The following is a 21,600-nucleotide window of genomic DNA, read 5'->3' as shown; positions in this document are numbered from 1 at the left end:
CCCTCAGCAAGTCCTATCTTCCCAGGTCAGAAGGCACCTTTCCTTTCATGATCCACGATGTGGACCGCCCTTAACGAAGGGCCCAGGCTAAGGCGGATGTACAGCCGTCCGCACCAGCATGACCAGTGGATTGACCATCGCATCCGTGTTGATGTCACGACCGCTGTCGCCCGTAACGTGCTGGCGTACGGGGCCACGGTGGGTGACCTGTCGTGTGGTGACGCGGCGGTCGCCATGCGGTTGCGCCGCTCGCATGGTGCGCGGCTGGTGCTCGGCGACCTGGCGCCTGGATACGAGCTCACGGGCCCGATCGAGGAGACGATCAACCAGATCGAATCGGTTGACCTCTTTCTGTGCACGGAGACGATCGAGCACCTGGACGACCCGGATGCGGTGTTGGCGGCGATCCGGCCGCAAACCCAGCGGCTGCTGCTGTCGACGCCGGACGGCGAAACCGATGACACCAACCCTGAGCACGTCTGGGGCTGGGACGCCACGGCGGTGGACCAGATGCTGCGTTCCGCGGGATTCGTGCCGGACGTGTTCGCGTCGCTGGACATGCGTCTCGCCGGCGGCCAGTACAACTTCCAGATCTGGGCGTGTCGATGAGGTTCGTGGTCACCGGGTCGGGCCGCTGTGGGACCACCTACCTGTCGCGGCTGCTCACCGTCGCCGGGATTCCGTGCGGGCATGAGTCCGTTTTTGATTTTCGTACCGAGGACACGATTGCCGCTACCGGCGGCCCCGATTGGCGGCACTACCAGGCGGATTCGTCGTGGCAGGCCGTGCCGCTCCTGGAGCGGTTCCCGCATCCGACGGTGCTGGTTGTCCGGCATCCACTGCGGGTGGTGAACAGCCTCCTCGGGTTGGGGTTTTTCGACGATGTTGTTGGGGCGGCGAACCCTGTGCACGCCACGTTGCGGGGGTTCGCGCCGGAGGTGTACGAGCAGGCGAGCGAGCAGGACGCGGCGCTGTACACCTGGCTGGCGCTGAACCGGGGTGCGCTGCGGCACGCCGAGCTGTTGTTCCGGGTCGAGCGGTTCGGTGTCGCGCAGTTCACACGGTTGCTGCGGTGGGCCGGCGTCGACGATGTGTCGCGGGCGCCGGACGTGCTGCGGGAGGTGGGTTACGTGGCGAACGATTTTCCGAACCTGCGTGACGCGACTGGCCGCCGGCATGAGGTCGGCTGGGCGGATTTCGAGGACCGGGAGCTGGTTGGGGCGGCACGAGATCTCGCGTGGACGCTCGGCTACGGGGAGACGCCGTGAGGGCGCTGGTCACCGGCTCGGCGGGTTTCGTGGGCCGGCACATGGTGGTCGAACTGCGGCGCCGCGGCTGGGACGTCCAGTGCTGCGACATCGTTGACGGCCTGGACGCGCTGCACGTGTTCACCTTCGAGCGTGACCGCTTCGATCTGGTTGTGCACGCCGCCGCGTCATCGCCGCATCGGGCGGCGATCGACAGCCAGCCGGTGCACTTCGCCCGCAACGTACAGCTTGATGCGGCCATGTTCGACTGGGCGGTGCGCACCGGGCAGGGGCGGGTGCTGTACCTGTCCAGCTCGGCGGCCTACCCGCTGGATCTGCAAACGGACCCGAAGTGGGGATCTCTGGTCGAGGACGCTATCGCCCTCGCTGCTGTGCGGGAGCCCGATGCGGTGTACGGGTGGGCGAAGGTGACCGGTGAGCGGCTCGCCGCCGCCGCCAGGAAGGCGGGGCTGCCGGTAACCGTGGTCCGCCCGTTTAGCGGCTACGGCGCCGACCAGACGGAGGATTTCCCGTTCCGGGCGTTGGTTGAGCGGGCCCGCCGGCGTGAGGACCCGTACACGATCTGGGGTGACGGCCAGCAGGTCCGCGACTGGATCCACATCGACGACGTGATCGCCGGGGCGCTGGCGGTCGTCGAGTCCGGCACCGAGGAGCCGGTCAACCTGTGCACCGGTATCGGCACGTCGATGCTCGACCTGGCTGGCATGGCCTGCGAGCAGGTCGGCTATGAGCCGGAGTTCGAGTTCCGGCTGGACAGGCCGGCGGGGGTGGCGTACAGGGTCGGCGACCCGTCCCGGCTGTACCAGTACTACAAACCTGCGGTGACGCTCGCCGATGGCGTGGATCGGGCGCTGTCAGGTGGCTGAGTTCGCGTTTATCTTCGGCGGACCGGCGCTGCCGGATCTGGAGGACCCGGGTCAGGACTACACCCTCGCGGTCGACTTTGCGACGAATTTGTCGCTGCCGTGTGTTGGGGTGCAGTGGAGGGTGCCGGATACGGCGCCGACCGGGACGTGCACGGCTGCCCTGTGGCGGGTGTCTGATCAGGTGCTGCTGGCGTCGAAAACGTTCACGGTAGGTGTTGGTGGGGCGCTGCTGACCGTCTCCTTCGACGCCGCCGTTACCGTGGTCGCGGGGACTAACTACCGGGCTGGTGTCTACACCCCCAACCGGTATGTCGCCACCACGAACTTCGACTGGCCGCATACGGATGACCCGCTGGTCGCCGGCGCCGACAACGGATGGCTCGCCACCGAACTCGCGTTCCCCGGGGTCGAATCCGGTAACGCCGCCAACTACCACGTGTCACCGGTCGTGGACATCCCGTCTGGTGACGGTGACGGTGTGGGTCCGCGCAGAGTATCCCGCTCCGCCCCGGGCCGGGACACGTCGGCGCGGACGGCGGGCCGTCATGTGCATCAGACGTCGTTAGGGAGGTCGCCGTGACGGTCCGCGATGTCGGCGACGGCTACCCGATCGAGTACCAGTCGCGGGACCCCGATGGTGTGTTGACGGCCGCCACAGTGGTCCTGACTGTGACTGACCCGTCGGGCAACGCGGCGACGCCGACGCCGACCAACCCGTCGACGGGCGTCTACCGGCACACGATCGACCTCGACGAGGCGGGCCTGTGGCGGTGGACGTGGACGGTCACAGGCGCTGTCCAGGATGTGGCGTACGGCCATGTCACCGCGGCTGCGACCGCCCCCACCCTCTACGTCGACCTCGACACCCTGAAACTCGCTTTGGCTGGTCGGGCGGCGGGGTCGACAACCAGCCTGGCGATGGACGTCGGCCGGGACGCCCTGCTGTCCAGCGCCATCGCGTCAGCGTCACGGAGTATCGACGCGTACACCGGCCGCCGGTACTGGGCGGACACTGCCGCGACGGCGCGCGTCTACCCGCTGCGCGGCCGGGTGGTCTGCGACCAGGACGGCGAACGGCTGATGGTCGACGACATCGCCTCCACGACCGGGTTGACGGTGGAGGTGGGGGTGGCCGGGTCGACGACGTGGACGTCCGTCGGGTCCAGCGGCTGGGAGACCGGACCAGCCAACGCGTTGGCGAAGCTGGAGCCGGTCACCGATCTGCTGCGGGTCAACGCACGGTGGCACACCAGCAGCATCACTCGGGTGCGGGTAACCGCCCGGTGGGGGTGGCCGGCGGTCCCGGACGTTGTCACGCAGGCATGTCTGTTGCAGGCAGCCCGGTTGTACCGGCGGAAGGACTCCCCGGAAGGGGTCGTCGGTAACGCCGAGTGGGGCACGGTGCGGTTGTCCCGCATCGACCCGGACGTGCAGGCGTTGATCGCGCATCTCGTGGTGCCGGCGGTGGGCTGATGGACCTCGACGCGGTAATCGAAGGGCTGGCGGGGGTGGTCGCAGCGGCGATCCCCGGGTTGACGGCGTACGACTATGCGGCGGAGGCGATCGTTGAGCCTGCGTTTTTGCCCGGTGACGTGACCGTCGAGTTTGATCGAACGTTCGGGCGCGGTATGGACGCGATCACGATCAAACCGATCGTGTTGGTCGGCCGGTCAGATGACCGGGCGGCGCAGAAGAAGCTGAACGACTACCTGTCCGGCTCGGGGTTGACGTCGCTGAAGCAGGTCATTGAGGCCAGCCCCACGCTGGGCGGAGCCTGCCATGACCTGCGGGTGGTGCGGGTGACTGGTCGCCGTCTCTACACCTTCGGCGACACCCAGTTCACCGGCGCTGAGCTGGAGATTTTCGTCGTCGGGTCAGGGAGCTGATATGCCCATCACGAAACGCGCCACCGCCGAGATCAAAGCCGATACATCCGCCACGGTCCGGGCTGTTGAGGATGCCCGACGTGAAACGGCGGTCATGTCGGCCGTTGCGGGGGCGTACGAGGCGTGGCGTAACCGCCCTGGCCGGGCCCGGCCGAAGCTTGTCCGGGAGGCCCTCGCCGACGCGGCACGCCGGGCGTACGACGCGGCGAGGAGTGACGACTGATGCCTCTAACCCCGACGATCCTCACCGACGTTCGCCTGTTCACCGGCGGCTGCGACCTCACCTCCGCCAACAACAAGCTGGAGTTCGTGGCGGAGGTGGAAGCGAAAGACGTCACCGTCTATCGGTCCAGCGGGTCCGGTCAGCACTGGACCAGCGTGATCGGCGGCATCGCCAAAGGCACGGTCCAGGCGTCGGGGTTCTGGTCGGCGGGCACCTCCGACCAGGTGGACGACAACCTGTGGCCGGGCATGGGCGGTGTCGGCGCCTGGTCGTGGTGCCCCGACACCGCCGATCTGGGCGCGGTTGGCTGGGTGACACAGGCGCTGCAAGCCAACTACAAGATCCTGGACGCGGTGGGGGATGTCGCGCCGTGGGAGGCGAACGCGTCGACCACAGGGGCCATCACCCGCGGGGTGGTACTGCACCCGCCGGGCACGGCCCGTACCACGACCGGTGACGGCACCGGCGTCGAGCACGTCGCGGTCGCGGCCGGCCAAAACTTGTACGCGAACCTGCACGTGCTGTCCGTGTCGGGCACGTCGACGCCGACGATCACGGTGGTGATCGAGTCCGACGCCAGTGACACCTGGTCGGGTGGGGAGACGACCCGGATCTCGTTCGACGCGGCCACCGCGATAGGGGGCCAGTCGAAAAGCGTCGCCGGGGCGATCACGGACACCTGGTATCGGGCCACGTGGACGATCACCGGCACCGACCCCAGTTTCCTGTTCCTGGTGACGCTGGGCGTCTCCACCTGATCTGACCCGTTCCAGTTTTCCCGGCGCCTGCGGTGTCCGGGCGGTCCGTCATGCCCCCGAAGGAGGAGCAATGCCCAACACCGCTGTTGTCCTGAAAACCACCCATCTGACGCTGAACTCGGTCGACATCTCCGACTGGTGCTCGAAGATCGAGCTGACCACAGAGGTCGACGAGAAAGACGTGACCACGTTCGGGTCAGCCGGGTGGATGGAGGTCCTCGGCGGTCTTGCCAAGGGCACCCTCGCGGTCACGTTCAAAAATGACTATGTGGACAACGAGTTGGACGAGGACCTGTGGGCGATCTTCGGCACGGTGGTGACGTTCGCGACCAGGCCGACGTCCGCATCGGCGTCCACCAACAATCCGTCGTACTCCGGCTCCGTACTGATCAAGGAACTGAAGCCCGTCAACGGGTCGGTCGGTGACGTCGCTGAGATGGACGTGTCGTGGCCAACATCGGGTGCCGTCTCTAGGGCCACAAGCTGATGCGCACTGAGATTCATGTCGGTAAGTCTGGGGCTGTTGGAAGCATCCTGCTCGACGGGAATGACGTGGCCAATGCTGTACGGACATTAACTCTCCGGGCTACGGCCGGTGTGCCCGCCGTACTGGAGTTGGACCTTCCGATGGTCGAGGGTTACGACCTCGACGGCGAGGTAACCGTCGTCATCCCCGAGCACACACGCGAGGTGTTGATCTCACTCGGCTGGACGCCGCCGCGATGATCGAACTGTCCGTCGACCAGCAGGCGCTACAGGCGCTCGGCCGCGCGCTCAAAGCCGAAGCAGACGGTAAACACCTCCGCCGCGACCTGGCGCAAAGCCTCCGCGACGCGCTACAGCCGGCGCTCGGTGAGATCCGCTCCGGGCTGATGGCCATGCCCGCCTCCGGTGCGATCCCCACCGAAGGCGGACCGCTGCGCACCGAGGTACTCAAACACCTCAAGGCGGAGGCCAGGCTGTCCGGCCGGTCGACGGGCGCGCGGGTGCGGATCAAGAAACGCGGTCCGCGCGGGTTCGCGCTCGCCGCCCGCCGCCTCAACCGTAAGCGGGGCTGGCGGCACCGGGTGTACGGCCGTGACGTGTGGGTGCGGCAGATCGGCAAACCCAAATATTTCGACGATCCGCTCACGGAGCGGCGGTCCGAGTACCGGGCGGCGGTCCTCGCCGCGATGAACGCTACCGCGGCCAGGATCGCCGCCCGGACGTAAAAACGACAGGAGACCTGGGCACATGTGGGTGACATACCGTCCGGAGGATCAACCGGACGAGGCCGAGCAGCGGTGGGAGTTCAACTCGGAGCGGGTGCGCACCTCCGAAGCGGAGATCATCGAAAAGCGGTACGGCGCGAACTGGGACACGTGGCGCAACGACGTCAGGTCCGGGTCGGCGAAAGCACGCAGGGTGCTGCTGTGGCACCTCCTCCGCCGCGAACATCCCCGCCTGCGCTACGAGGACACCCCCGACTTTCTCATGGCCGAGTTACTGGTCGAGCACTCCGTCGCTGAGCTGCTGGAGCTACGCGACCGGCTCGCCAAAGCAAAAGTCGACGACGAGTCGATGCGGGAGCAGATGGCCGCTGCCCTCGACATCGAGATCACCGACGCGATGGCCCGCGAGGGGATCGCCGAGTTGGACGGTGCGGCGGGAAAAGCGCCCTCGCCGAACAGCGGCGACGCTACTGGCTAGACATCGCCCACCATCTGCACATCAGCCCCCGGCAGCTCGACGAGTTGACCGTGGACGAGTTCGCGCAGGCGTGCGCGGCGGTGGATCAGATCCGCGAGGAAATCCGGAAGGCGGGGTGACATCGTGGCGGATACAAGCCTCGTTTTCAATATCCTCGCCCGGGACAAGGCATCGAAGGCGTTCGACAAGCTACGTGGTACCGCGTTGGTTGCTGGCGCGGCTATCGGCGCCGCCCTGTCCGGTGGTGTGGCGCAGGCGATCGAGAAGTCGAAGCTTGACGCGAAACTCGCGGCGCAACTCGGGGCGACACCGGAGCAGGCGGCGCAACTCGGCAAGCTGTCGGGGCAGGTGTACGCGGCTGGTTTCGGTGAGGATTTGCCTGGCGTGTCTGCGGCGATCAAAACGGCGGCGCAGAACGGCCTGGTGGACCTGGACAATCTGTCCGGTGACGCGGCTAAGAAGGTGACGGAGAACCTGCTGACCGTCGGGGCGGTCATGGAGGAGGACACCAGTCGGGTGTCCGCCGCGGTGTCGCAGATGCTGCGTACCGGCATGGCCGGGTCGGCGCAGGAGGCGATGGACATCCTCGTGACAGCCACCGAGCGTGGCCTGAACATGAACGAGGATCTCCTAGACACGCTGAACGAGTATCCGACGATCCTGAAAACGATTGGCGTTGACGGTCGGACAGCGATGGGCCTGGTATCGCAGGGCCTCGAGGCTGGTGCGCCGAACGCGGACAAAGTTGTTGACGCGCTGAAGGAGCTGTCGCTTCGGGCGGTGGACGGTTCGACGGCGACGTCGGCGGCGTTCAAAGCGCTCGGGGTGAGCGGGAAGAAGGCGGCGGCTGACATCGCCGCCGGTGGCCCGCGGGCGGCCGGCGCTGTTGACCAGATCCTGGACAAGCTGCGGGCTATGCCGCCGTCGGCGAAGCGCGCTCAGGTCATCCAGGGCCTGTTCGGTGGCCCTGGTGAGGATCTGGGGGCGGCGATCTTCGCGTTGGATGTCGACAAAGCGTCCGAGGCGATGGACGGGCTCGGCGGCGCGACTGACAAGGCCGCGAAGCAGATGGGAGATTCGGCTGGTGCCCGGCTGGACAAGTTCCGGCGAAAGGCGCAGGTCGCGCTGATCGAGACCTTGGCCGCGTCAGTGCCGACGATCGAGAAAGTTGGCGTTTTCGTCCAGCAGAACAGCCGGGCGTTCATGATTCTCGGTGGGGTGATCGCCGGGGTCGCCGCGACGATGCTGGTCGTCAACGCGGTCACGGCGGCGTGGACGACGATCCAAACCGTCGCAGCCGCCGCGACGAAGGTTTGGGCGGGGGTGCATTGGCTGCTGAATGTCGCCATGTCCGCCAACCCAATCGTGTTGATCATTTTGGCGGTGATCGCCCTCGTGGCGGTCATTGTGTTGATCGCCACGAAAACCACGTGGTTCCAGACGATCTGGCGGGTCGCCTGGGGTGCGATCAAGAGCGCGGCGGCTGCGGTGTGGGACTGGCTCAAGTCCGCCGCGGCGGCGGTGTGGGATTTCCTGGCTACCGGGCTCAAGCGCTACCTGGCCATTTACGTTGCCGTGTGGAACGGCCTCAAAAACGCGACGGCGGCTGTGTGGTCCTGGCTGAAGAGCGCCGCGTCGGCCGTCTGGAACGTGTTGACCAGCGGGGTTAGACGGTGGTTGTCGGTATACGTGTGGGTGTTCAACACCGCGCGTAACGCAGCCGGCGCCGTGTGGAACAACATTCGGACCGGTTTCAACGCGATCGTGTCGTTTGTGCGTGGCATGCCAGGGCGGATACGAAGCGCAGCGTCAGGCATGTTCGGCGGTGTCCGCGATGCGTTCCGGACGGCGATCAACTGGATCATCGGGCGGTGGAATGGCCTGTCGTTCCGGCTGCCTTCGGTGTCCATCCCCGGGCTTGGCTCGGTCGGCGGCGGCACCCTGTCCACACCGAACATCCCGTACCTAGCCGCCGGTGGTGACGTGCTGCAATCCGGTCTGGCGGTCATCCACCGCGGGGAGCGGGTGGTGCCCGCCGCCCGGGTCACCCGATCCGGCAATGGCGGGGAGCTTGTGGTGCGGGTCGAGTCTGGTTCGGCCGGACCAACGGAGCGGGCGTTCGCCGACATGTTCCTCGGCTTGGTGCGCACGGGCGCGATCCGGCTCACGGCACAACAGGGCCGAGTACAGCCGGCCTGACGGGGAGGGGTGTCCGTGGCGTTTCCCGCCGATCCGCTGGACGTGACAGTCGAACTTGATGTCGGCGGCTGGACGGACATCACGAGTGATGTCCTGTCCGGCCGCAGTCAGATCACGATCGGTCGGGGTCGCATGTCGGAGGGCTCCGAATCGGCGCCCACCACCTGCGACATGGCGATCCGCAACACCACAGGCGACTACTCGCCGCGTAACCCGACGGGGCCGTACTACGGTGTGCTGGCCCGGAACACCCGAGCCCGCGTGTACACCGGCACCGGGCACCTGGGTGCCGCCGGCGGCGCCAGTACACCGGGGACGTCGCATGTCGCCCCGTCTGTGACGGCGACCGCAGCAGGGTTGATGATCTCCGCGTGGGTTGCTGATGATCCGCTCAACTACACGATCCCCGGGTCGATGACGGCCGGACCATCAGAGACCGACGGCACCTACTCCACGATGGTCACCGCCTACGAGGCGGTGACCGCGGGAGCGACCGGTACCCGCACCGCGACCGCGTCCGCGTCTCACGGTTACGTGTCGGCGTCCGCTGTCGTGCACGGCTCCTCGATCTCGGTGGAGGAGACGCTGTCGTCCACCAACGACACTTTGGCGGACATCACCCTGACCACGGATCCGGGGACGCAGGCCGGCTGGTGGCTGGTGGCGGTGCAATGCTGGGTGGGCGCCACCGGCGCTCCTATGCCGGACGCCCCGTACGGCGGGGACGGCGGCTGGATCCTCCTCGCCGACTCAGACGTGATCGAGGGCCTGTATGCCGGCTCGACCACCACCTACCTGCATGCCCGGATCTGGGGGCGCAGGGTCAATTTCGCCGGCGCCCAAACGGTGATATTCGCTGGGATCTCGACGACCGGTGCGGCGGACAACCAGGCCGCCCTGTACGTGCTCAGTGGGGTCAACGACTGGGGCATTCGGGCCACGGTAGAGGTGCCGGCGTGGCCCATCCGGTGGGACGTCACCGGCAGCGACGTGTGGGTGCCCATCAACGGCGCGGGGATCCTACGCCGCCTCCAGCAAGGATCGTCACCTCTCAAGTCACCGCTGCGGCGGGCGATTGCCGGAGCCTCGACCGTGCAGAGCCTGCTCCCGGTGGCGTACTGGCCGCTGGAGGACCAGTCCGGCACGACCAGAGCCGCGTCCGGGCTGCCCGGCGGCGGCACTCTGAGCGCCACCGGTGACATCGCGTGGGCGACGGTCGCCTCCCCTGGTTCGGCGCCGCTACCGGACTGGTCGCAGGAGACCGGCAGCCTGACCGGAGCGATCAACGGCGTCATGCCCGGCGACGACTGGTGCGTACGCCTCCTGGTGCAATACACAGGCTCCACCGACTGGGATGTCCTGTCGGTGTACGTCACGGACGGCCTCTATGACGAGATCGCGGTGGAGGTGTCGTCGTCAGGTGTCGAGGTCACCGGCATCGACCGCTCACCCGAGTCGTCCAGCCTCACCCTCATTTTGGTCGATTTCGGTGACTATTCCGACGGTGAGCCGCACTGGATCGAGGTGTGGGAGTACGACGCCGGCAGCGGCGACGTCGGCCACGCGCTGTACATCGACGGCAGTCTGGCCGACTCCACCTCCACTTCCGGCACGCCCGGTGTGCCGGAGCGGCTGCTGGTCCGGTCGAGGTCGGCGGACACCGCCGGCGGCGGGCACGTCGGTGTGTGGCGTGCGCCGCTTGCCGCCACCTGGTCCCTGCTCATTGAGCAGGCCATCATCGGGCATGTGGGGGAGACGGCGGGCCGCCGGGTTGAGCGGTTGTGCCACGAGGAGGGCATCGCCTGTCACATCGTCGGCGACCCTGACGAGTCGGCGGTCATGGGCGTGCAGTCAACGGCCACCCTGCTGGAGCTGCTGCGCCAGTGCGAGGACGCCGACGGGGGGATCCTGTACGAGCCGCGCGAGGTGCTGGGGCTGGCGTACCGGACGGTGCGGTCCCTGTACAACCAGCCGGTCACCCTCGCCCTCACCTACGGCGCGGATGGCGAGGTCGCGCCGCCGCTGGAGCCAGTCGACGACGACCGGTATATCTGTAACGACGTCACCGCGTCGCGGTCGGGCGGGTCGTCGCACCAGTACGAGGTGACATCGGGGCCGCTGTCCGTGGCGGACCCGCCGGATGGTGTCGGCCGCTACGACCACGAGGCGACGCTGCACGTGTCCGCCGACTCCCGGCTACCGTCTCAGGCTTCGTGGCGGGCGCACCTGGGCACCTGGGACGAGGCCCGCTACCCCACCATCCGGGTCAATCTGGCCGCGCTCGGCAACGCCGGCAAAACCGCGCTGCTGGCGGACGCCGCCGCCCTGGACGTCGGAGACCGGCTGACCATCGCCGACCCGCCGGCGTGGCTGCCCCCCGACACCATCGACCAGCACGTGGAGGGGGGCACGGAGACGCTCGCCCAGTACGTGTGGGATCTGCGTCTGGTGTGCTCCCCGGCCGGCCCCTACCAGGTGGGGGTGTGGGAGACCAGCCTGTACGACACGGGTGGCTGCGAGCTGGCGTCACCGTATGTGGCGGGCACGGACACGTCGGTGGCGGTGACCACCACCGTCGGGTCGCCGTGGATCGACGGATCGGTGTCGTGGGACTGGGACATCGGCGGGGCGCAGGTGCGGGTTACCGCGATCTCCGGAACCACCGCATCGCAGACGGCGACGGTCAACGCGGCGACGGTCAACGGCGTCGCCAAGAGCATCCCCGCGGGCACACCCGTCAGGTTGTGGTCGCCGGGTCGATACGCGTTGTGAGGGAGGGGCTATGCCGCTTGCCGGCGAGGAGATCCTGATAACCGACTTCGAAGGCGACGTGTACGCGTTGGAGACCGCGAACGACACGACCACATCGACGAGCTATGTTGACGGAACTTTACACGGGGTGGCGTTCGTGCCACCCACCAGCGGAAGCGTTTGGATCGGGTTCGGCGGACTGGTCGGCAACAACAGCACATCGGAGGGACTCCGCACACTGATGAGCGACTACGTCCGCACCGGCTCCACGATCGGGTCCGGGACGGATGTACTCACGCCGTCGGACGCACGTGCGATCAAACTGTACAAACAAACCACGAATAGCTCCTACATGTACGCCCAGGCGTCGATATGGCACAAGGTCACCGGCCTGACCGCTGGCGCCGACTACAACGTGATCACCCAGTTTCGGGCGGTCAGTGACACCGCGGCGGTTGACGATCGGTGGGTCGCCGTCATCCCCGCTTTCACATGACCCGCGCACCCGCCACCCTCCTCGCGGTCCGCGAGCTGCTGCTCGACCACCTCGGGTCGCACGGGCTCACCGGCGGCGAGGTCGGCATCGTCGGCAACGCCAACCACCGGGGCGGCTACCACTGCGGTGAGGATCGCGTGATCTCCGGCGACTACTCGGTGATCGAGTCGCCGCGGGACCGGGCCGGGCTGACCCTCGACGCCGCCGGCCTGGACGTCGGCATGTTCGAGGTCCGCGCTAGCGGCCACGACCTGCGCAGCTTCTCCACCTGGTGCGTCCGCCAGTGCGCCGCGAACGCCCCGGACACCCGCGACATCCGCGAAATCATCTACAGCCCGGACGGGCGGACAGTGCGCCGCTGGGACCGGCTCCGACGCCGCGCCACCGGGGACCTGTCGCACCTCTACCACACGCACTTCTCCTTCCACCGGGACGCGATCAAGGCGGGTCGGGACCAGACTCCGCTGTTCCGCCGCTACCTCACCACCATCGGCCTGCTGGAGGACGCTATGGCCCTGTCCGCCGAAGACCTCGACAAGGTGCGGTCAGCGACCGCCAGGGGCATCTACGACGCCCTGTGGGTGGCCGCCCAAGGCCAGCCCTACCGCGACCTCGCCTACACCGGGCCCGGTTCCATTGGCAAGGCCATCCGGACCAACCTGCAGGCGCTGACCGTCGCACCGGTGCTGGCCGCGCTCGCCGCGAAGGACCTGGTGAGCGAGGAGGAGGTGGTTGCGGGGATCCTCGCCGCTCTCACCCCGGAGGCGATCGCCTCGGCGATCCCGGACGACCTGGCCGGGCAGGTCGCGGACGAGCTGGCCCGCCGCCTGGCGGAGTAGCGGTGTGGCACTGGAGCACCTGCTGTACGCCGCCGGGGCCATCGCCGTCATCGGGGCCGCGGCCGAAGTGCTACGCCGGACGGTGGGCTGGATGATCCGGACCGTGCGAAAACTCTCCCGGCTCGCCGACGACCTCCTCGGGGAGCCGCCAAGCCCCGAGTACCCGGAGGGCCGGCCGGGATTGATGGGGCGCCTCGCCCGTATCGAGTCCCGCCTGGACGCGCTTGAGGAACTGCGTCCGGACGGCGGCCGGTCGATCAAGGATCAGGTGGGGCGGATCGCGCAGGCCACCGGCGCCGACCCTCGTTGACTCACCCACGCCCAGGAGGACTGACGTGCTGCACGACTACCTGATCTCACTGATTCGCACCGCCGTGCCCGTCGCGGTTGGTGCTGTCCTCGCCTGGCTGGCCTCCCGGGCCGGGATTGTCCTCGACGAGGGTTCGTCGACCGCGTTGACCGCCGGTGTGGTCGCCGCCGCGGTGGCCGTCTACTACGCGCTGGTCCGCGCCCTGGAGTCCCTGTGGCCGTGGTTCGGGCTGCTGCTCGGCCGGCGGTCGGCGCCGGTATATGCGGTGCCGCCCCGGTAGGATCATGGGTGCGGTGCCGCTGGGTCCGGACCGGCCGGCATCGACCAAAGAACACAGCGCCCCCCGGCCTTCGGGCCGGGGGGCGCTTTCGTGCTTGCGGGATTCCGGGGCGTCAGTCGGCGACCATTCGCCACTCGCCGGCGTACTCCCGCTGCCGTGATAGCTGGTACCTGCCCAGTCCGATGCCGCTGTAGCCGTGCTCCGGATGCGCCAGGTAGGCGACGGCGCCGTCGGTCACGGTCAGGAACCCGAGCACCAAATCCCCGTCGTGGGGTCCGGCGGGCGTCCAGGTGGCGGGTCCATCGGCGACCAAGACGTGGGTGTTCCCTCCTGCCTCGCCGCGGATGACAGGGATACCGGCGGCGGGGATGGCGGCGCCCGGGTGGCTGGTGGTGACGGGCAGGACGAACACGTCTCCCTGCACCTGTGGTCCGGTCACGATCGGGATGGTGGCCTGCCGGTCGAGGTGCGGGTCCACCTCGACCGTGAACCGGGTGATAGCGTCAGCGAGCTTGATCATGGTGCTCCTTTCGTTGGGGTTCTCACGGTCGATTCAGGTCCGGCGGGCGAGTTGCCGGTACGCCTGTACTGGCACCCCGTACAGGTCGGCGGCGGCGGTCACCGGGTCGGTGTGACGCGCGGGCACCGGCAGCCCGAAGCGGCGGCGGGTGCCGTCCCGCTCGATAGTGCCGTTGGTGCACAGGAGGATCCGCGCCGGCTGGCCATAGAGGTTTGCCAGGTCGTTGGGTAGGTCGTAGAGGGCGATGGTTTGGCCGGGGTTGCCGGGGTCGTCGGCGGACGCGATTTTCCGCATCCGGGACTGGCTGATGAACCGGTCCCATCCGATGCGCTCAATGGCGCAGCGGCGGATCTCGGCGTTGCGTTCGGTGAGTATCCGGTCGACGTCCCAGCCTTTGGTGATGAGGTCGGCGGGGACACGCACGCCGTGCCAGGCGTGGATGGCCCATCCGTCGGCGTAGGAGATGGCCGGTCCGTCGGGGTTGTGGAGGCGGCCTTGCGGGTCCCGGTGGATCTCGGTGGGTCGGTCGGTGAGGACGGCGACGTTTTGGTAGGGCCACCACCATCCGATGTCGCACGTGTCGTGCAGCGCGGCTAGTAGGGCTGTGTCGGCGGGCGTGTATGTGGCATCGAAGCGGCGGGCGAAGATGTAGACGGCCAGCCAGTGCAGCTCTTGTCCACCCCACATGGCGTCCCCGAGCGGGTCCCCGAGCTGGTCCCCGAGCTGGTCCCTGAGCTGGTTCCAGAGCTGGTTCCAGAGCTGGTCCCTGAGCGGGCCCACGAGCTGGTCCCCGAGCTGGTTCCAGAGCTGGTCCCCGAGCTGGTCCCTGAGCTGGTCCCCGAGCTGGTCCCTGAGCTGGTCCCCGAGCTGGTCCCAGAGCTGGTCCCCGAGCGGGTCCCTGAGCTGGTTCCAGAGCTGGTCCCCGAGCTGGTCCCCGAGCTGGTCCCCGAGCTGGTCCCTGAGCTGGTCCCTGAGCGGGTCCACGAGCTGGTCCCCGAGCTGGTCCCCGAGCTGGTCCCCGAGCTGGTCCCTGAGCTGGTTCCAGAGCTGGTTCCAGAGCTGGTTCCAGAGCTGGTCCCTGAGCGGGCCCCCGAGCTGGAGTGCCGTCGCGGCGTACACCCCTCCTAGCGGGGAGTCCATCCACACCATCGCGGGGCACTCCAGGCCAAGGCACCGATAGACATCCCGCACCGCCGCCTCCGCGGCAGCACGGTCGGTCGGGCCGGTAGCCCACCCCCGGGCCAGGCACTCATCCCGGTATACGGCGACCGCCCCCAGCTCGTCTGCAGTCATCAGACTTGTACGCATGTCAATCTCTCCCGCCTAGGGGGTTTCTCGGTCGATTTGATCGGATTAGCGGCGGCCGTCGCGGATCTGGTACAGCCGAGGCTCCGACACTCGCGCGGCCTGGGCGATGGCGGCGCACGGAAGCGGCGGATCGGCGGCCATCGCCGCCGGGATCAGCTCGTCACGCCGGCCAGTGTGGATGCTGACCTGCTCTTCGGCGTCGCTGCGGCACTGCTCCCACCACGCGATAGCCTGTAGCACCTGGCGGGGGTCCCGCAGGTCGATGACCGTGGTGACGCCGTTCTCCCCGATGACCTCGTAGTCGAGCTCGCGCAACGCCTCCTCGGCGAGCTCCCGGTTGTACTGGAACTCGGCGGACAGGGCGCGCTGGGCTCGGCGGTCGCGCCGGGCGGCGGGGATCTGGGCCTTGACCGGCTGGTTTGCCTCGTCCCATGCGCGGACGATCTCGTTTCGGCGCTGCATCCGGACGATCTCGTTTCGGCGCTGCATCCGGGCGGCACCGGCGTCGGTGTTGGCGTCGGTGCCGTCGTCGATCACGTACTCGCTGTCCATCATGTATTCGGCGGTCGGGTCGATGGTCATCGCGGGCTCCTTGTGGTCGTCGTCCTTGATGCACCTGCTCTATAGCGCGCTATACGCTGGTGTCCAGGGTCAGGCGGCCCCAGTCAGCTCGTACCGGCCGTAACCGCCCTTCGCGATCTCCCCCGCCTCCAGCAGATCACCGAGCAGGTTGTGCACCTGCCGCTCCGAGTAGCGCGTCGCCGCTTGGATCGCCTTCGGGCCCGTGCACCCCGACCGGATCGCCGCCAACACACGCTGGTGACCCTCCCGCAATGCCCGCTGCGCCTCCTGCTCAGCCCGTGCCACGAACTCCTGCCACGACGGAAACACCTGCAAGTCGATGGCGCCCACGGTCGAAGGCGGCACCGGAGCGACCGACACGTCAAGCGCCACACCTGCCCGGCGGGCGGCGATTCGCTGGCGGGCAGCCGCCACCGCCTCTTCTGCCATCTGGTGCCGACGCAGGTACGTCACACCCCACGCCGCCGCCGAACCCGAATCCAGCGACCGCCAGGCGATGCGCTTCGGCCACACCTGCCGCTGCTCATCGCCCAAGTAGTAGCTGCGGAACTGCGCCGACCGGGCCCCGGGGGCGGGGTCGATCAGGTACCCGTACCCAGGCAGCAGCGGGAACTGGGACGGGTCTACGTCTACCTTGAAAACCGTCTTCGCGTTCGGGTCCTTACCCCGCATCATCACCCCGTTACCGGCGAGCAGATTCGATCTGATCGCCTCAGCGCTCGGCGTGCCCGCACCGCCAAACGCGTCCAGCGTCGGTGCCTGCGACGCAAGCAGTAGCGCAACGCCGACCTTCCCGCCCTCGCGGGCGATCGTCGACGCCAGGTATTGGACGCGCTGCCACGCCCCTGCGTTTTCCAGTTTCGACATCGGCTTGTGACACTCGTCGATGATGCCCAACAGCCCCGGCCGATCGTCGGTCGGGGTGAACCCTTCGCGCGCCGCGATGGCGTTCTCGTCCTGCCGCAGCAGCATCACCAGATGCATGCCCTCCAGCATCACGAGGATCTGCTGGTGGGTGCGGGCCCTGAAGTCGGCGTGCGCCATGAGCAGCGGCGACGACGCGCCACCTTGACCGTCGCCGTACAGGATCACCGTCGGATGGCTGGCGCTCGCGGCGAGGGACATGGCCACCGACTCAATAAGCCGCGACTTGCCCGACCCGGTTCCGCCCTGCACGTACCCACCCCACAACCGGTTCTCGGTGTACGCCCGCCAGGCGGCCCGGCCCTCCCCATCGGCGTACGGGCCGAGGATCACCCGACCGGAGGCCGAGTCGAACGCCTCCGGCCCAGGCCAGTACACACTGCTACGGATCGGGGAACGGGTAACAATCGTCAGCAGCACGTCCGGCTCCCGCTCAGTTGGGTGGGCCTCGATGAGTAACTCTTGATCCGCCTGCAACCGCAGCCCGCCGCGTAGCTTCTTCGCCGCCGCGATCACCATGCCGAGATCCTGTTTGCCGGGTCGTAGCCGCAGCGTGTACCGGATGCCGGCCTTGATGGGCTGAGGGTCACGCAGCGACGACCCGGGCAGCGCGCCGTCCGGGCGGCCCACGTTCTCCGCCCACAGCCGCTGATACTCCGACCTCGACGTCTTCTGCTGGATCAACCCCACCGGGCGGGACCGCCACCAGTGCGTCGACAAGGCGTACCCGAACGCCATCAGGATGCCGACCGCGCCCAGCGACAGACCGGCGACAGTCACCGACACCAGCCACACCCCGGCGACCGCCGCGAACGTGTACGCCCGTCGGCGGGCACGCCGGTCGAACACCCGCCCCCGCACCTTCGTCGCGGCCACAACAGCGATGACGAACGCGGCACCGGCCACCCACACGGCCACCTGCTGCTCGTCGCCGGTCACATGCACAGCGATGCGCGCCGCACCGGCGGCGACCACCAGCGCGCCGACGGCGGCGTGCGGGACGAGCTGCGGACGCAGCCCACCGGCTACCGGCTCGGATCGGGTGTCCACGGCATCTCCCTCAAGCAGGCTCCCCAGGCTTCCACCGCGGCGGCGCAGACCAGCCCGGTCTGCGCCCCACGGAAGAAGCCCGGATCACTCGTTGACCAGGGCCTCCTTGTCCGGCGCGTCCGGGTTGGACTGGTAGAACTCCCGGCCGCCGTGGAACTTCTGCATCTCCTCCGCCAGGGCGGTCCACTTCGCGGTCGCGGTCGCCGACGCCTCCCGCGCCTCGCCCTCCAGGCTCAGAACGGTGTCGCCGAAGCCGAGTCGTTGCAGGGCCCCGGCGTAGCCCTCGGAGTTGAACTGCTGGTGGGTCGCGGCGACCTCAGCGGCGTAGGCGATGGCAGTAGGCAGGCCGGTTACCTCGGCGTTAGCCATGTCGATCTCCTTTTCGATCTTCTTGACGTCGGGGAACAGGTAGATGCGAGCGGTGGGGGTGTCGGTGGGGTAGTTGCCCTCGGCGCGGTCGCAGGCGGGGCAGTTCGCCGAGCCGGGCTGCGCGTAGGTCACACGGCACCGCACGCACGTCGGCCTCTCGACGTCACCGATCGGGCGCATGCCGTCCTTCCATTCGGCGTTGCGGCGCTGCTGCTCTTCCCACTCGGCGTTACGGCGCTGCTGCTCGGCCAGGCAGCGCGGACACGGCCGCCCATCCAGCACCACCGAGCCCTCACAGGTCGCACAGTTACGGGTGTTGTTCGGGTCGGTCGGATGCCGGTCGCGCCGCCGCTCCGACACCGGCCGGGGTTCGCGGACCACGTCGACCATGTCGTCAACCGGCACGTTCAGCCGCTGCGCCGCTTTCTTCGCCGCCCGGCTACGCCGCCACCCGGTGTTAGCCCGCAGGAAATCCTCCGTCGCGTCGTCCAGCCAACCGCGCACCCCGTACCGGGACTGCGACTCACCCCGCCTGATGCGCTCCATGCGCTCACGGTGACGCGGCGGCGTCTGCCCCTTCAGCGCGTACGTCACATCCTCGGCTGACCGCTTTGCCATCCAGGTCAACAGCATGATCCAAAACAGGACGTCGAGGCCCATCTCACGCCTCCGCCGTCGACGACTTGCGGATGACCCGGCGTGCCATCAACAGCGACGCCACAGCGCACGCCAACGTCAAACCCACCGCCGACTGCTCACCGGTCCACTCCGTCAGCAGACCGTTGACCCACCCCTGCGCGCCGTCAGCCCAGGCGGAGATCGTGTCGCCGAACTTCCCGTCCACCGCTGTCGCAATCGACGGAGCCAACAACGCGGATCCGACCGCGAACCAGTTCGGGACGCCATCAACGAACGAGTCGATCAGGGTGCCGACCACGGCGACGATCAGTAGCAGCACCGGCAGCCACGCCCACGGCAGCGCCTCCAGCACCCACTCGATTCCGTCACCGACGAACGTCTCCGCGCCGAACGCGCCACCGACGAAGGCGAGCCCGAACGACAGCCAGGCGAGGGTTTTCACCCCCTTCTGCCGAATCGACCTGATATTCACGTGCTTCGCCACAAAGGCCTCCTTACAGGAACAGCCACAGCGCCAGGTCGGCGCCGGGGTGGATGACGTGATCGACCAACCACACGGCCGGGGGCAGTGTGGACAGCAGCTTGACGGTGACAACCGCGACCCCGAACCGCGCCGGCCGCTCCAACAGCCACTCGAACAGGCGGGCCGCCGCCACAGCCGGGACCGCCACCAGGGCCAGCCACGCCCGCCCGAACGCACGCACCAGCCCGCGCCTGCTGTCGGTGTACCGGCCCCGCTCCGCGTACAGGCGCATCGTGTCCAGCGCCGGCCGCCGCTCCGTCAGCAGGGCCGGCGGGGTGCAGTACGCGCCGAACCGGGACAGCCACGCCCGCGAATCCAACGAACGACGGTCACTGTCCGTCATTGCAGAGTGCAGACCTTCCGGCGTCTCCGGGCCGGTTTCGCGCTCAGAGGGCAGGTCGGCGGAGTCTGCATTGCAGAGTGCAGTCTCACGCTGCGTCACATCTGCGGTCACTGGTGGCCCCCGAGGGACGCGCCGAGCGCGCCAGCGGCCAGCACGGTCACGACCAGCAGCACCAGGTAGGTGAGCGCGAGCCACGCGAGGCTGGTGTCACCCCGGCGCTTGCCGTTGGTGTGGGACATTGGTGTTCCTTCCTCTCGGGGTTGGAGGCGGGGCCCGGTCCGGCTTTGGTAGGTGGGGCCGGGCCCCGCAGCTTCGCGGTCAGACGGTCAGCGCCGCCACCACGGGACGTGCTTCTCCGCGTCGATGACACGCCGGTTAGCGGCCAGGTACTCGTCGGTCTCCTCGGTGATCCCACGGCTGACACGCTCCAGCTCACGACGGGCTTCCTTGTACTCCCGGATCGCCTCGGTCTTCTGCAGGTCCTTACTGAACAGGCCCATCTAGGTCTCCCCCTCGGTTAGGCGGTTAGGTCAATGTCGATGCGCAGCCACCACGGCAGTCGCAACCGGGCGGACAGGACCCGGGCCTGCGCGATCGTGTGCGCGTCCTCGCCGTCAGGCCACCGCCTGACCGCGCTCTCCAACTCCTTGAGGCGCAGCCGGTACGCGAACCGGCGGGCGCGAACAACCTGGAACATCAGAGGCCCTCCATCGTTTTCCCGGCCACCTCGAACTGGTGGCCGTTGGTCTGCGTCACCTCGCGACGCTCCTTAACCGCTCGACGCAACGTCGCCTCCGGTACATCGGCGTCACGCGCCGCACCGCGGATCGAGACGCCTTGCGTCAGCACCGCGTCAAGCGCCTGCGTCATCGCCGCGTCACGATCCGCCGGTGGTGCGCTCACGGGGCGACGCATCAACACCTCACGAGTGCGTCGCGGTAGCGCGTCAGCCTGCGTCACGATCCGCGTCAACGCAGGTTGCGCAGGCTGTGTCGCGTCCACTGGGTGCGTCACCGGACACGGCGGGACTGCTGCACCGCGCTGCGGCGCGGGTGCGTCAACCGGCCGCGTCGCGAACGCCTTACGCGGGTCAGTCGCGTCGAGGACAAGCTGCCGCCACGACCGCAGCGTCGACCACGGGGCGAGCGTGACGCGGATCAGACGCGGCGGTGGTACCACCACCGGACCGGGCTGTCCGCGGCGACGCATCACCTGACGCCGCACCTCCGACAGCAGCACCTCAAACGCCAGCATCGCCAGCACTGGCACCGCGGCGGCCAGGACAATCGTCTGTTCGTCGCCGTCCGACCGGGTCCACGCCCACGCCCCGTTACTGGCCGAGCTGCCCGCTATCGCCACCGCGGTCATGGCTCGGGCGAACATGGCCGGTCGGGCGTCGAGGCTCGCCGCCCACGACACGGCGGCCATCGCGACCGCCATCCCGTCGAGGACCAGCGGCAGCAGCTCCGGGGTGGTGAAGCCGTTTGCCTTGGCGTAGTGCGTCTGCTCCTCAAATGACCAGACGGCACCGGCCAGCCACACACCTGCGATCAGCAGCAGCGCGATGGCGACCGGCACGTACGTCTCCCAGCCCTTTCGGGGTGGTGTCGGGGCAGTCACCGGGTCACCTCCGCCCGGGCGCCGACGATCCTGGCGCCGACCGCGACATGCCGGGCGTATGCCGGCGCCACGTCGAGCACCAGGCCGATCCAGTCGGGCCAGTCGGGGAGGTCCATGCCGGACAGCATGACACACCTTGGAAAGGTTGGAAAGGTTG

The 21,600-nt window shown here is 68.4% G+C and carries 30 protein-coding genes; 18 read left to right on the top strand and 12 right to left on the bottom strand.

Features of this window, described 5'->3' with window-relative positions; genetic code table 11:
• The first annotated feature begins 96 nt into the window (after nucleotides 1-96).
• From QTQ03_RS25330 to QTQ03_RS25245, 18 genes are all read left to right on the top strand, one after another.
• Nucleotides 97-609: a class I SAM-dependent methyltransferase gene (locus QTQ03_RS25330; RefSeq protein ID WP_289280237.1), complete on the top strand. Its 513-nt coding sequence runs from the start codon at nucleotides 97-99 to the stop codon at nucleotides 607-609.
• Nucleotides 600-1,268, top strand: coding sequence for a sulfotransferase family protein (locus QTQ03_RS25325; protein ID WP_289280236.1), 669 nt, complete (start codon nucleotides 600-602; stop codon nucleotides 1,266-1,268). The genes QTQ03_RS25330 and QTQ03_RS25325 overlap by 10 nt, the downstream gene beginning before the upstream one ends.
• Nucleotides 1,265-2,134 (top strand): NAD-dependent epimerase/dehydratase family protein, encoded by an 870-nt coding sequence (locus QTQ03_RS25320; protein WP_289280235.1) that lies wholly within the window; start codon nucleotides 1,265-1,267, stop codon nucleotides 2,132-2,134. The genes QTQ03_RS25325 and QTQ03_RS25320 overlap by 4 nt, the downstream gene beginning before the upstream one ends.
• On the top strand, nucleotides 2,127-2,714 hold the full coding sequence (locus tag QTQ03_RS25315) for a DUF4082 domain-containing protein (RefSeq protein ID WP_289280234.1): 588 nt from the start codon (nucleotides 2,127-2,129) through the stop codon (nucleotides 2,712-2,714). Before QTQ03_RS25320 ends, QTQ03_RS25315 begins: the two co-directional genes overlap by 8 nt.
• Entirely contained in the window at nucleotides 2,711-3,607 is an 897-nt protein-coding gene (locus tag QTQ03_RS25310) for a hypothetical protein (RefSeq protein WP_289280233.1), read from the top strand. Before QTQ03_RS25315 ends, QTQ03_RS25310 begins: the two co-directional genes overlap by 4 nt.
• A complete protein-coding gene (locus QTQ03_RS25305) occupies nucleotides 3,607-4,020 on the top strand; it encodes a hypothetical protein (protein WP_289280232.1) in 414 nt (137 codons plus the stop codon). Before QTQ03_RS25310 ends, QTQ03_RS25305 begins: the two co-directional genes overlap by 1 nt.
• 1 nt (nucleotide 4,021) lies before the next feature.
• On the top strand, nucleotides 4,022-4,243 hold the full coding sequence (locus QTQ03_RS25300; RefSeq protein ID WP_289280231.1) for a hypothetical protein: 222 nt from the start codon (nucleotides 4,022-4,024) through the stop codon (nucleotides 4,241-4,243).
• The gene (locus QTQ03_RS25295; protein ID WP_289280230.1) at nucleotides 4,243-5,001 is read left to right on the top strand and encodes a hypothetical protein; all 759 of its coding nucleotides are present in this window, start codon (nucleotides 4,243-4,245) and stop codon (nucleotides 4,999-5,001) included. The genes QTQ03_RS25300 and QTQ03_RS25295 overlap by 1 nt, the downstream gene beginning before the upstream one ends.
• A 70-nt stretch (nucleotides 5,002-5,071) precedes the next feature.
• Nucleotides 5,072-5,488 (top strand): hypothetical protein, encoded by a 417-nt coding sequence (locus QTQ03_RS25290; RefSeq protein ID WP_289280229.1) that lies wholly within the window; start codon nucleotides 5,072-5,074, stop codon nucleotides 5,486-5,488.
• 110 nt (nucleotides 5,489-5,598) lie between these two features.
• The gene (locus QTQ03_RS25285; protein ID WP_289280228.1) at nucleotides 5,599-5,727 is read left to right on the top strand and encodes a hypothetical protein; all 129 of its coding nucleotides are present in this window, start codon (nucleotides 5,599-5,601) and stop codon (nucleotides 5,725-5,727) included.
• Nucleotides 5,724-6,212, top strand: a complete 489-nt coding sequence (locus tag QTQ03_RS25280; protein ID WP_289280227.1) for a hypothetical protein — start codon at nucleotides 5,724-5,726, stop codon at nucleotides 6,210-6,212. The genes QTQ03_RS25285 and QTQ03_RS25280 overlap by 4 nt, the downstream gene beginning before the upstream one ends.
• Before the next feature lie 22 nt (nucleotides 6,213-6,234).
• The gene (locus QTQ03_RS25275) at nucleotides 6,235-6,690 is read left to right on the top strand and encodes a hypothetical protein (RefSeq protein ID WP_289280226.1); all 456 of its coding nucleotides are present in this window, start codon (nucleotides 6,235-6,237) and stop codon (nucleotides 6,688-6,690) included.
• A gap of 123 nt (nucleotides 6,691-6,813) precedes the next feature.
• Nucleotides 6,814-8,889, top strand: coding sequence for a phage tail tape measure protein (locus QTQ03_RS25270; protein ID WP_289280225.1), 2,076 nt, complete (start codon nucleotides 6,814-6,816; stop codon nucleotides 8,887-8,889).
• A gap of 15 nt (nucleotides 8,890-8,904) precedes the next feature.
• On the top strand, nucleotides 8,905-11,661 hold the full coding sequence (locus QTQ03_RS25265) for a hypothetical protein (RefSeq protein ID WP_289280224.1): 2,757 nt from the start codon (nucleotides 8,905-8,907) through the stop codon (nucleotides 11,659-11,661).
• A gap of 10 nt (nucleotides 11,662-11,671) precedes the next feature.
• Nucleotides 11,672-12,136 (top strand): hypothetical protein, encoded by a 465-nt coding sequence (locus QTQ03_RS25260; RefSeq protein ID WP_289278865.1) that lies wholly within the window; start codon nucleotides 11,672-11,674, stop codon nucleotides 12,134-12,136.
• Entirely contained in the window at nucleotides 12,133-12,975 is an 843-nt protein-coding gene (locus tag QTQ03_RS25255) for a hypothetical protein (RefSeq protein WP_289280223.1), read from the top strand. The genes QTQ03_RS25260 and QTQ03_RS25255 overlap by 4 nt, the downstream gene beginning before the upstream one ends.
• A gap of 10 nt (nucleotides 12,976-12,985) precedes the next feature.
• Nucleotides 12,986-13,285, top strand: coding sequence for a hypothetical protein (locus tag QTQ03_RS25250; protein ID WP_289280982.1), 300 nt, complete (start codon nucleotides 12,986-12,988; stop codon nucleotides 13,283-13,285).
• A 25-nt stretch (nucleotides 13,286-13,310) separates the two neighbouring features.
• Nucleotides 13,311-13,565 (top strand): hypothetical protein, encoded by a 255-nt coding sequence (locus QTQ03_RS25245; RefSeq protein WP_289280222.1) that lies wholly within the window; start codon nucleotides 13,311-13,313, stop codon nucleotides 13,563-13,565.
• Between the two features lie 112 nt (nucleotides 13,566-13,677).
• Here QTQ03_RS25245 and QTQ03_RS25240 read toward each other — a convergent pair whose 3' ends face one another.
• The 12 genes from QTQ03_RS25240 to QTQ03_RS25185 form a co-directional block, all read right to left on the bottom strand.
• A complete protein-coding gene (locus QTQ03_RS25240; protein WP_289280221.1) occupies nucleotides 13,678-14,085 on the bottom strand; it encodes a DUF8820 family protein in 408 nt (135 codons plus the stop codon).
• Between the two features lie 33 nt (nucleotides 14,086-14,118).
• The gene (locus tag QTQ03_RS25235) at nucleotides 14,119-15,378 is read right to left on the bottom strand and encodes a DUF6745 domain-containing protein (protein ID WP_289280220.1); all 1,260 of its coding nucleotides are present in this window, start codon (nucleotides 15,376-15,378) and stop codon (nucleotides 14,119-14,121) included.
• Nucleotides 15,379-15,438: 60 nt separating this feature from the next.
• Nucleotides 15,439-15,975, bottom strand: coding sequence for a hypothetical protein (locus QTQ03_RS25230; protein ID WP_289280219.1), 537 nt, complete (start codon nucleotides 15,973-15,975; stop codon nucleotides 15,439-15,441).
• 69 nt (nucleotides 15,976-16,044) lie between these two features.
• Nucleotides 16,045-17,949, bottom strand: a complete 1,905-nt coding sequence (locus QTQ03_RS25225) for a hypothetical protein (protein ID WP_289280218.1) — start codon at nucleotides 17,947-17,949, stop codon at nucleotides 16,045-16,047.
• 84 nt (nucleotides 17,950-18,033) lie between these two features.
• Nucleotides 18,034-18,978: a hypothetical protein gene (locus QTQ03_RS25220; protein WP_289280217.1), complete on the bottom strand. Its 945-nt coding sequence runs from the start codon at nucleotides 18,976-18,978 to the stop codon at nucleotides 18,034-18,036.
• A 1-nt stretch (nucleotide 18,979) separates the two neighbouring features.
• On the bottom strand, nucleotides 18,980-19,441 hold the full coding sequence (locus QTQ03_RS25215; protein WP_289278872.1) for a hypothetical protein: 462 nt from the start codon (nucleotides 19,439-19,441) through the stop codon (nucleotides 18,980-18,982).
• A gap of 10 nt (nucleotides 19,442-19,451) precedes the next feature.
• Nucleotides 19,452-19,823: a hypothetical protein gene (locus tag QTQ03_RS25210; RefSeq protein ID WP_289278873.1), complete on the bottom strand. Its 372-nt coding sequence runs from the start codon at nucleotides 19,821-19,823 to the stop codon at nucleotides 19,452-19,454.
• A gap of 107 nt (nucleotides 19,824-19,930) precedes the next feature.
• Nucleotides 19,931-20,062 (bottom strand): hypothetical protein, encoded by a 132-nt coding sequence (locus tag QTQ03_RS25205; protein WP_289278874.1) that lies wholly within the window; start codon nucleotides 20,060-20,062, stop codon nucleotides 19,931-19,933.
• Nucleotides 20,063-20,149: 87 nt separating this feature from the next.
• Nucleotides 20,150-20,323: a hypothetical protein gene (locus tag QTQ03_RS25200; RefSeq protein ID WP_289280216.1), complete on the bottom strand. Its 174-nt coding sequence runs from the start codon at nucleotides 20,321-20,323 to the stop codon at nucleotides 20,150-20,152.
• Nucleotides 20,324-20,340: 17 nt separating this feature from the next.
• Nucleotides 20,341-20,520, bottom strand: coding sequence for a hypothetical protein (locus tag QTQ03_RS25195; protein WP_289280215.1), 180 nt, complete (start codon nucleotides 20,518-20,520; stop codon nucleotides 20,341-20,343).
• Nucleotides 20,520-21,443 carry a DUF2637 domain-containing protein gene (locus tag QTQ03_RS25190; RefSeq protein ID WP_289280214.1) on the bottom strand — a complete coding sequence of 308 codons (924 nt, stop codon included), beginning with the start codon at nucleotides 21,441-21,443 and terminating at the stop codon, nucleotides 20,520-20,522. The genes QTQ03_RS25195 and QTQ03_RS25190 overlap by 1 nt, the downstream gene beginning before the upstream one ends.
• Complete coding sequence (locus QTQ03_RS25185; RefSeq protein ID WP_289280213.1) at nucleotides 21,440-21,571, bottom strand: hypothetical protein; 132 nt, start codon at nucleotides 21,569-21,571, stop codon at nucleotides 21,440-21,442. The genes QTQ03_RS25190 and QTQ03_RS25185 overlap by 4 nt, the downstream gene beginning before the upstream one ends.
• Between the last annotated feature and the right edge of the window lie 29 nt (nucleotides 21,572-21,600).

The organism is Micromonospora sp. WMMA1363, from assembly GCF_030345795.1.
GTDB lineage: Bacteria > Actinomycetota > Actinomycetes > Mycobacteriales > Micromonosporaceae > Micromonospora.
The sequence above is the reverse complement of the archived record's forward strand: the minus strand, read 5'-3'. Positions and strand labels throughout refer to the sequence as shown.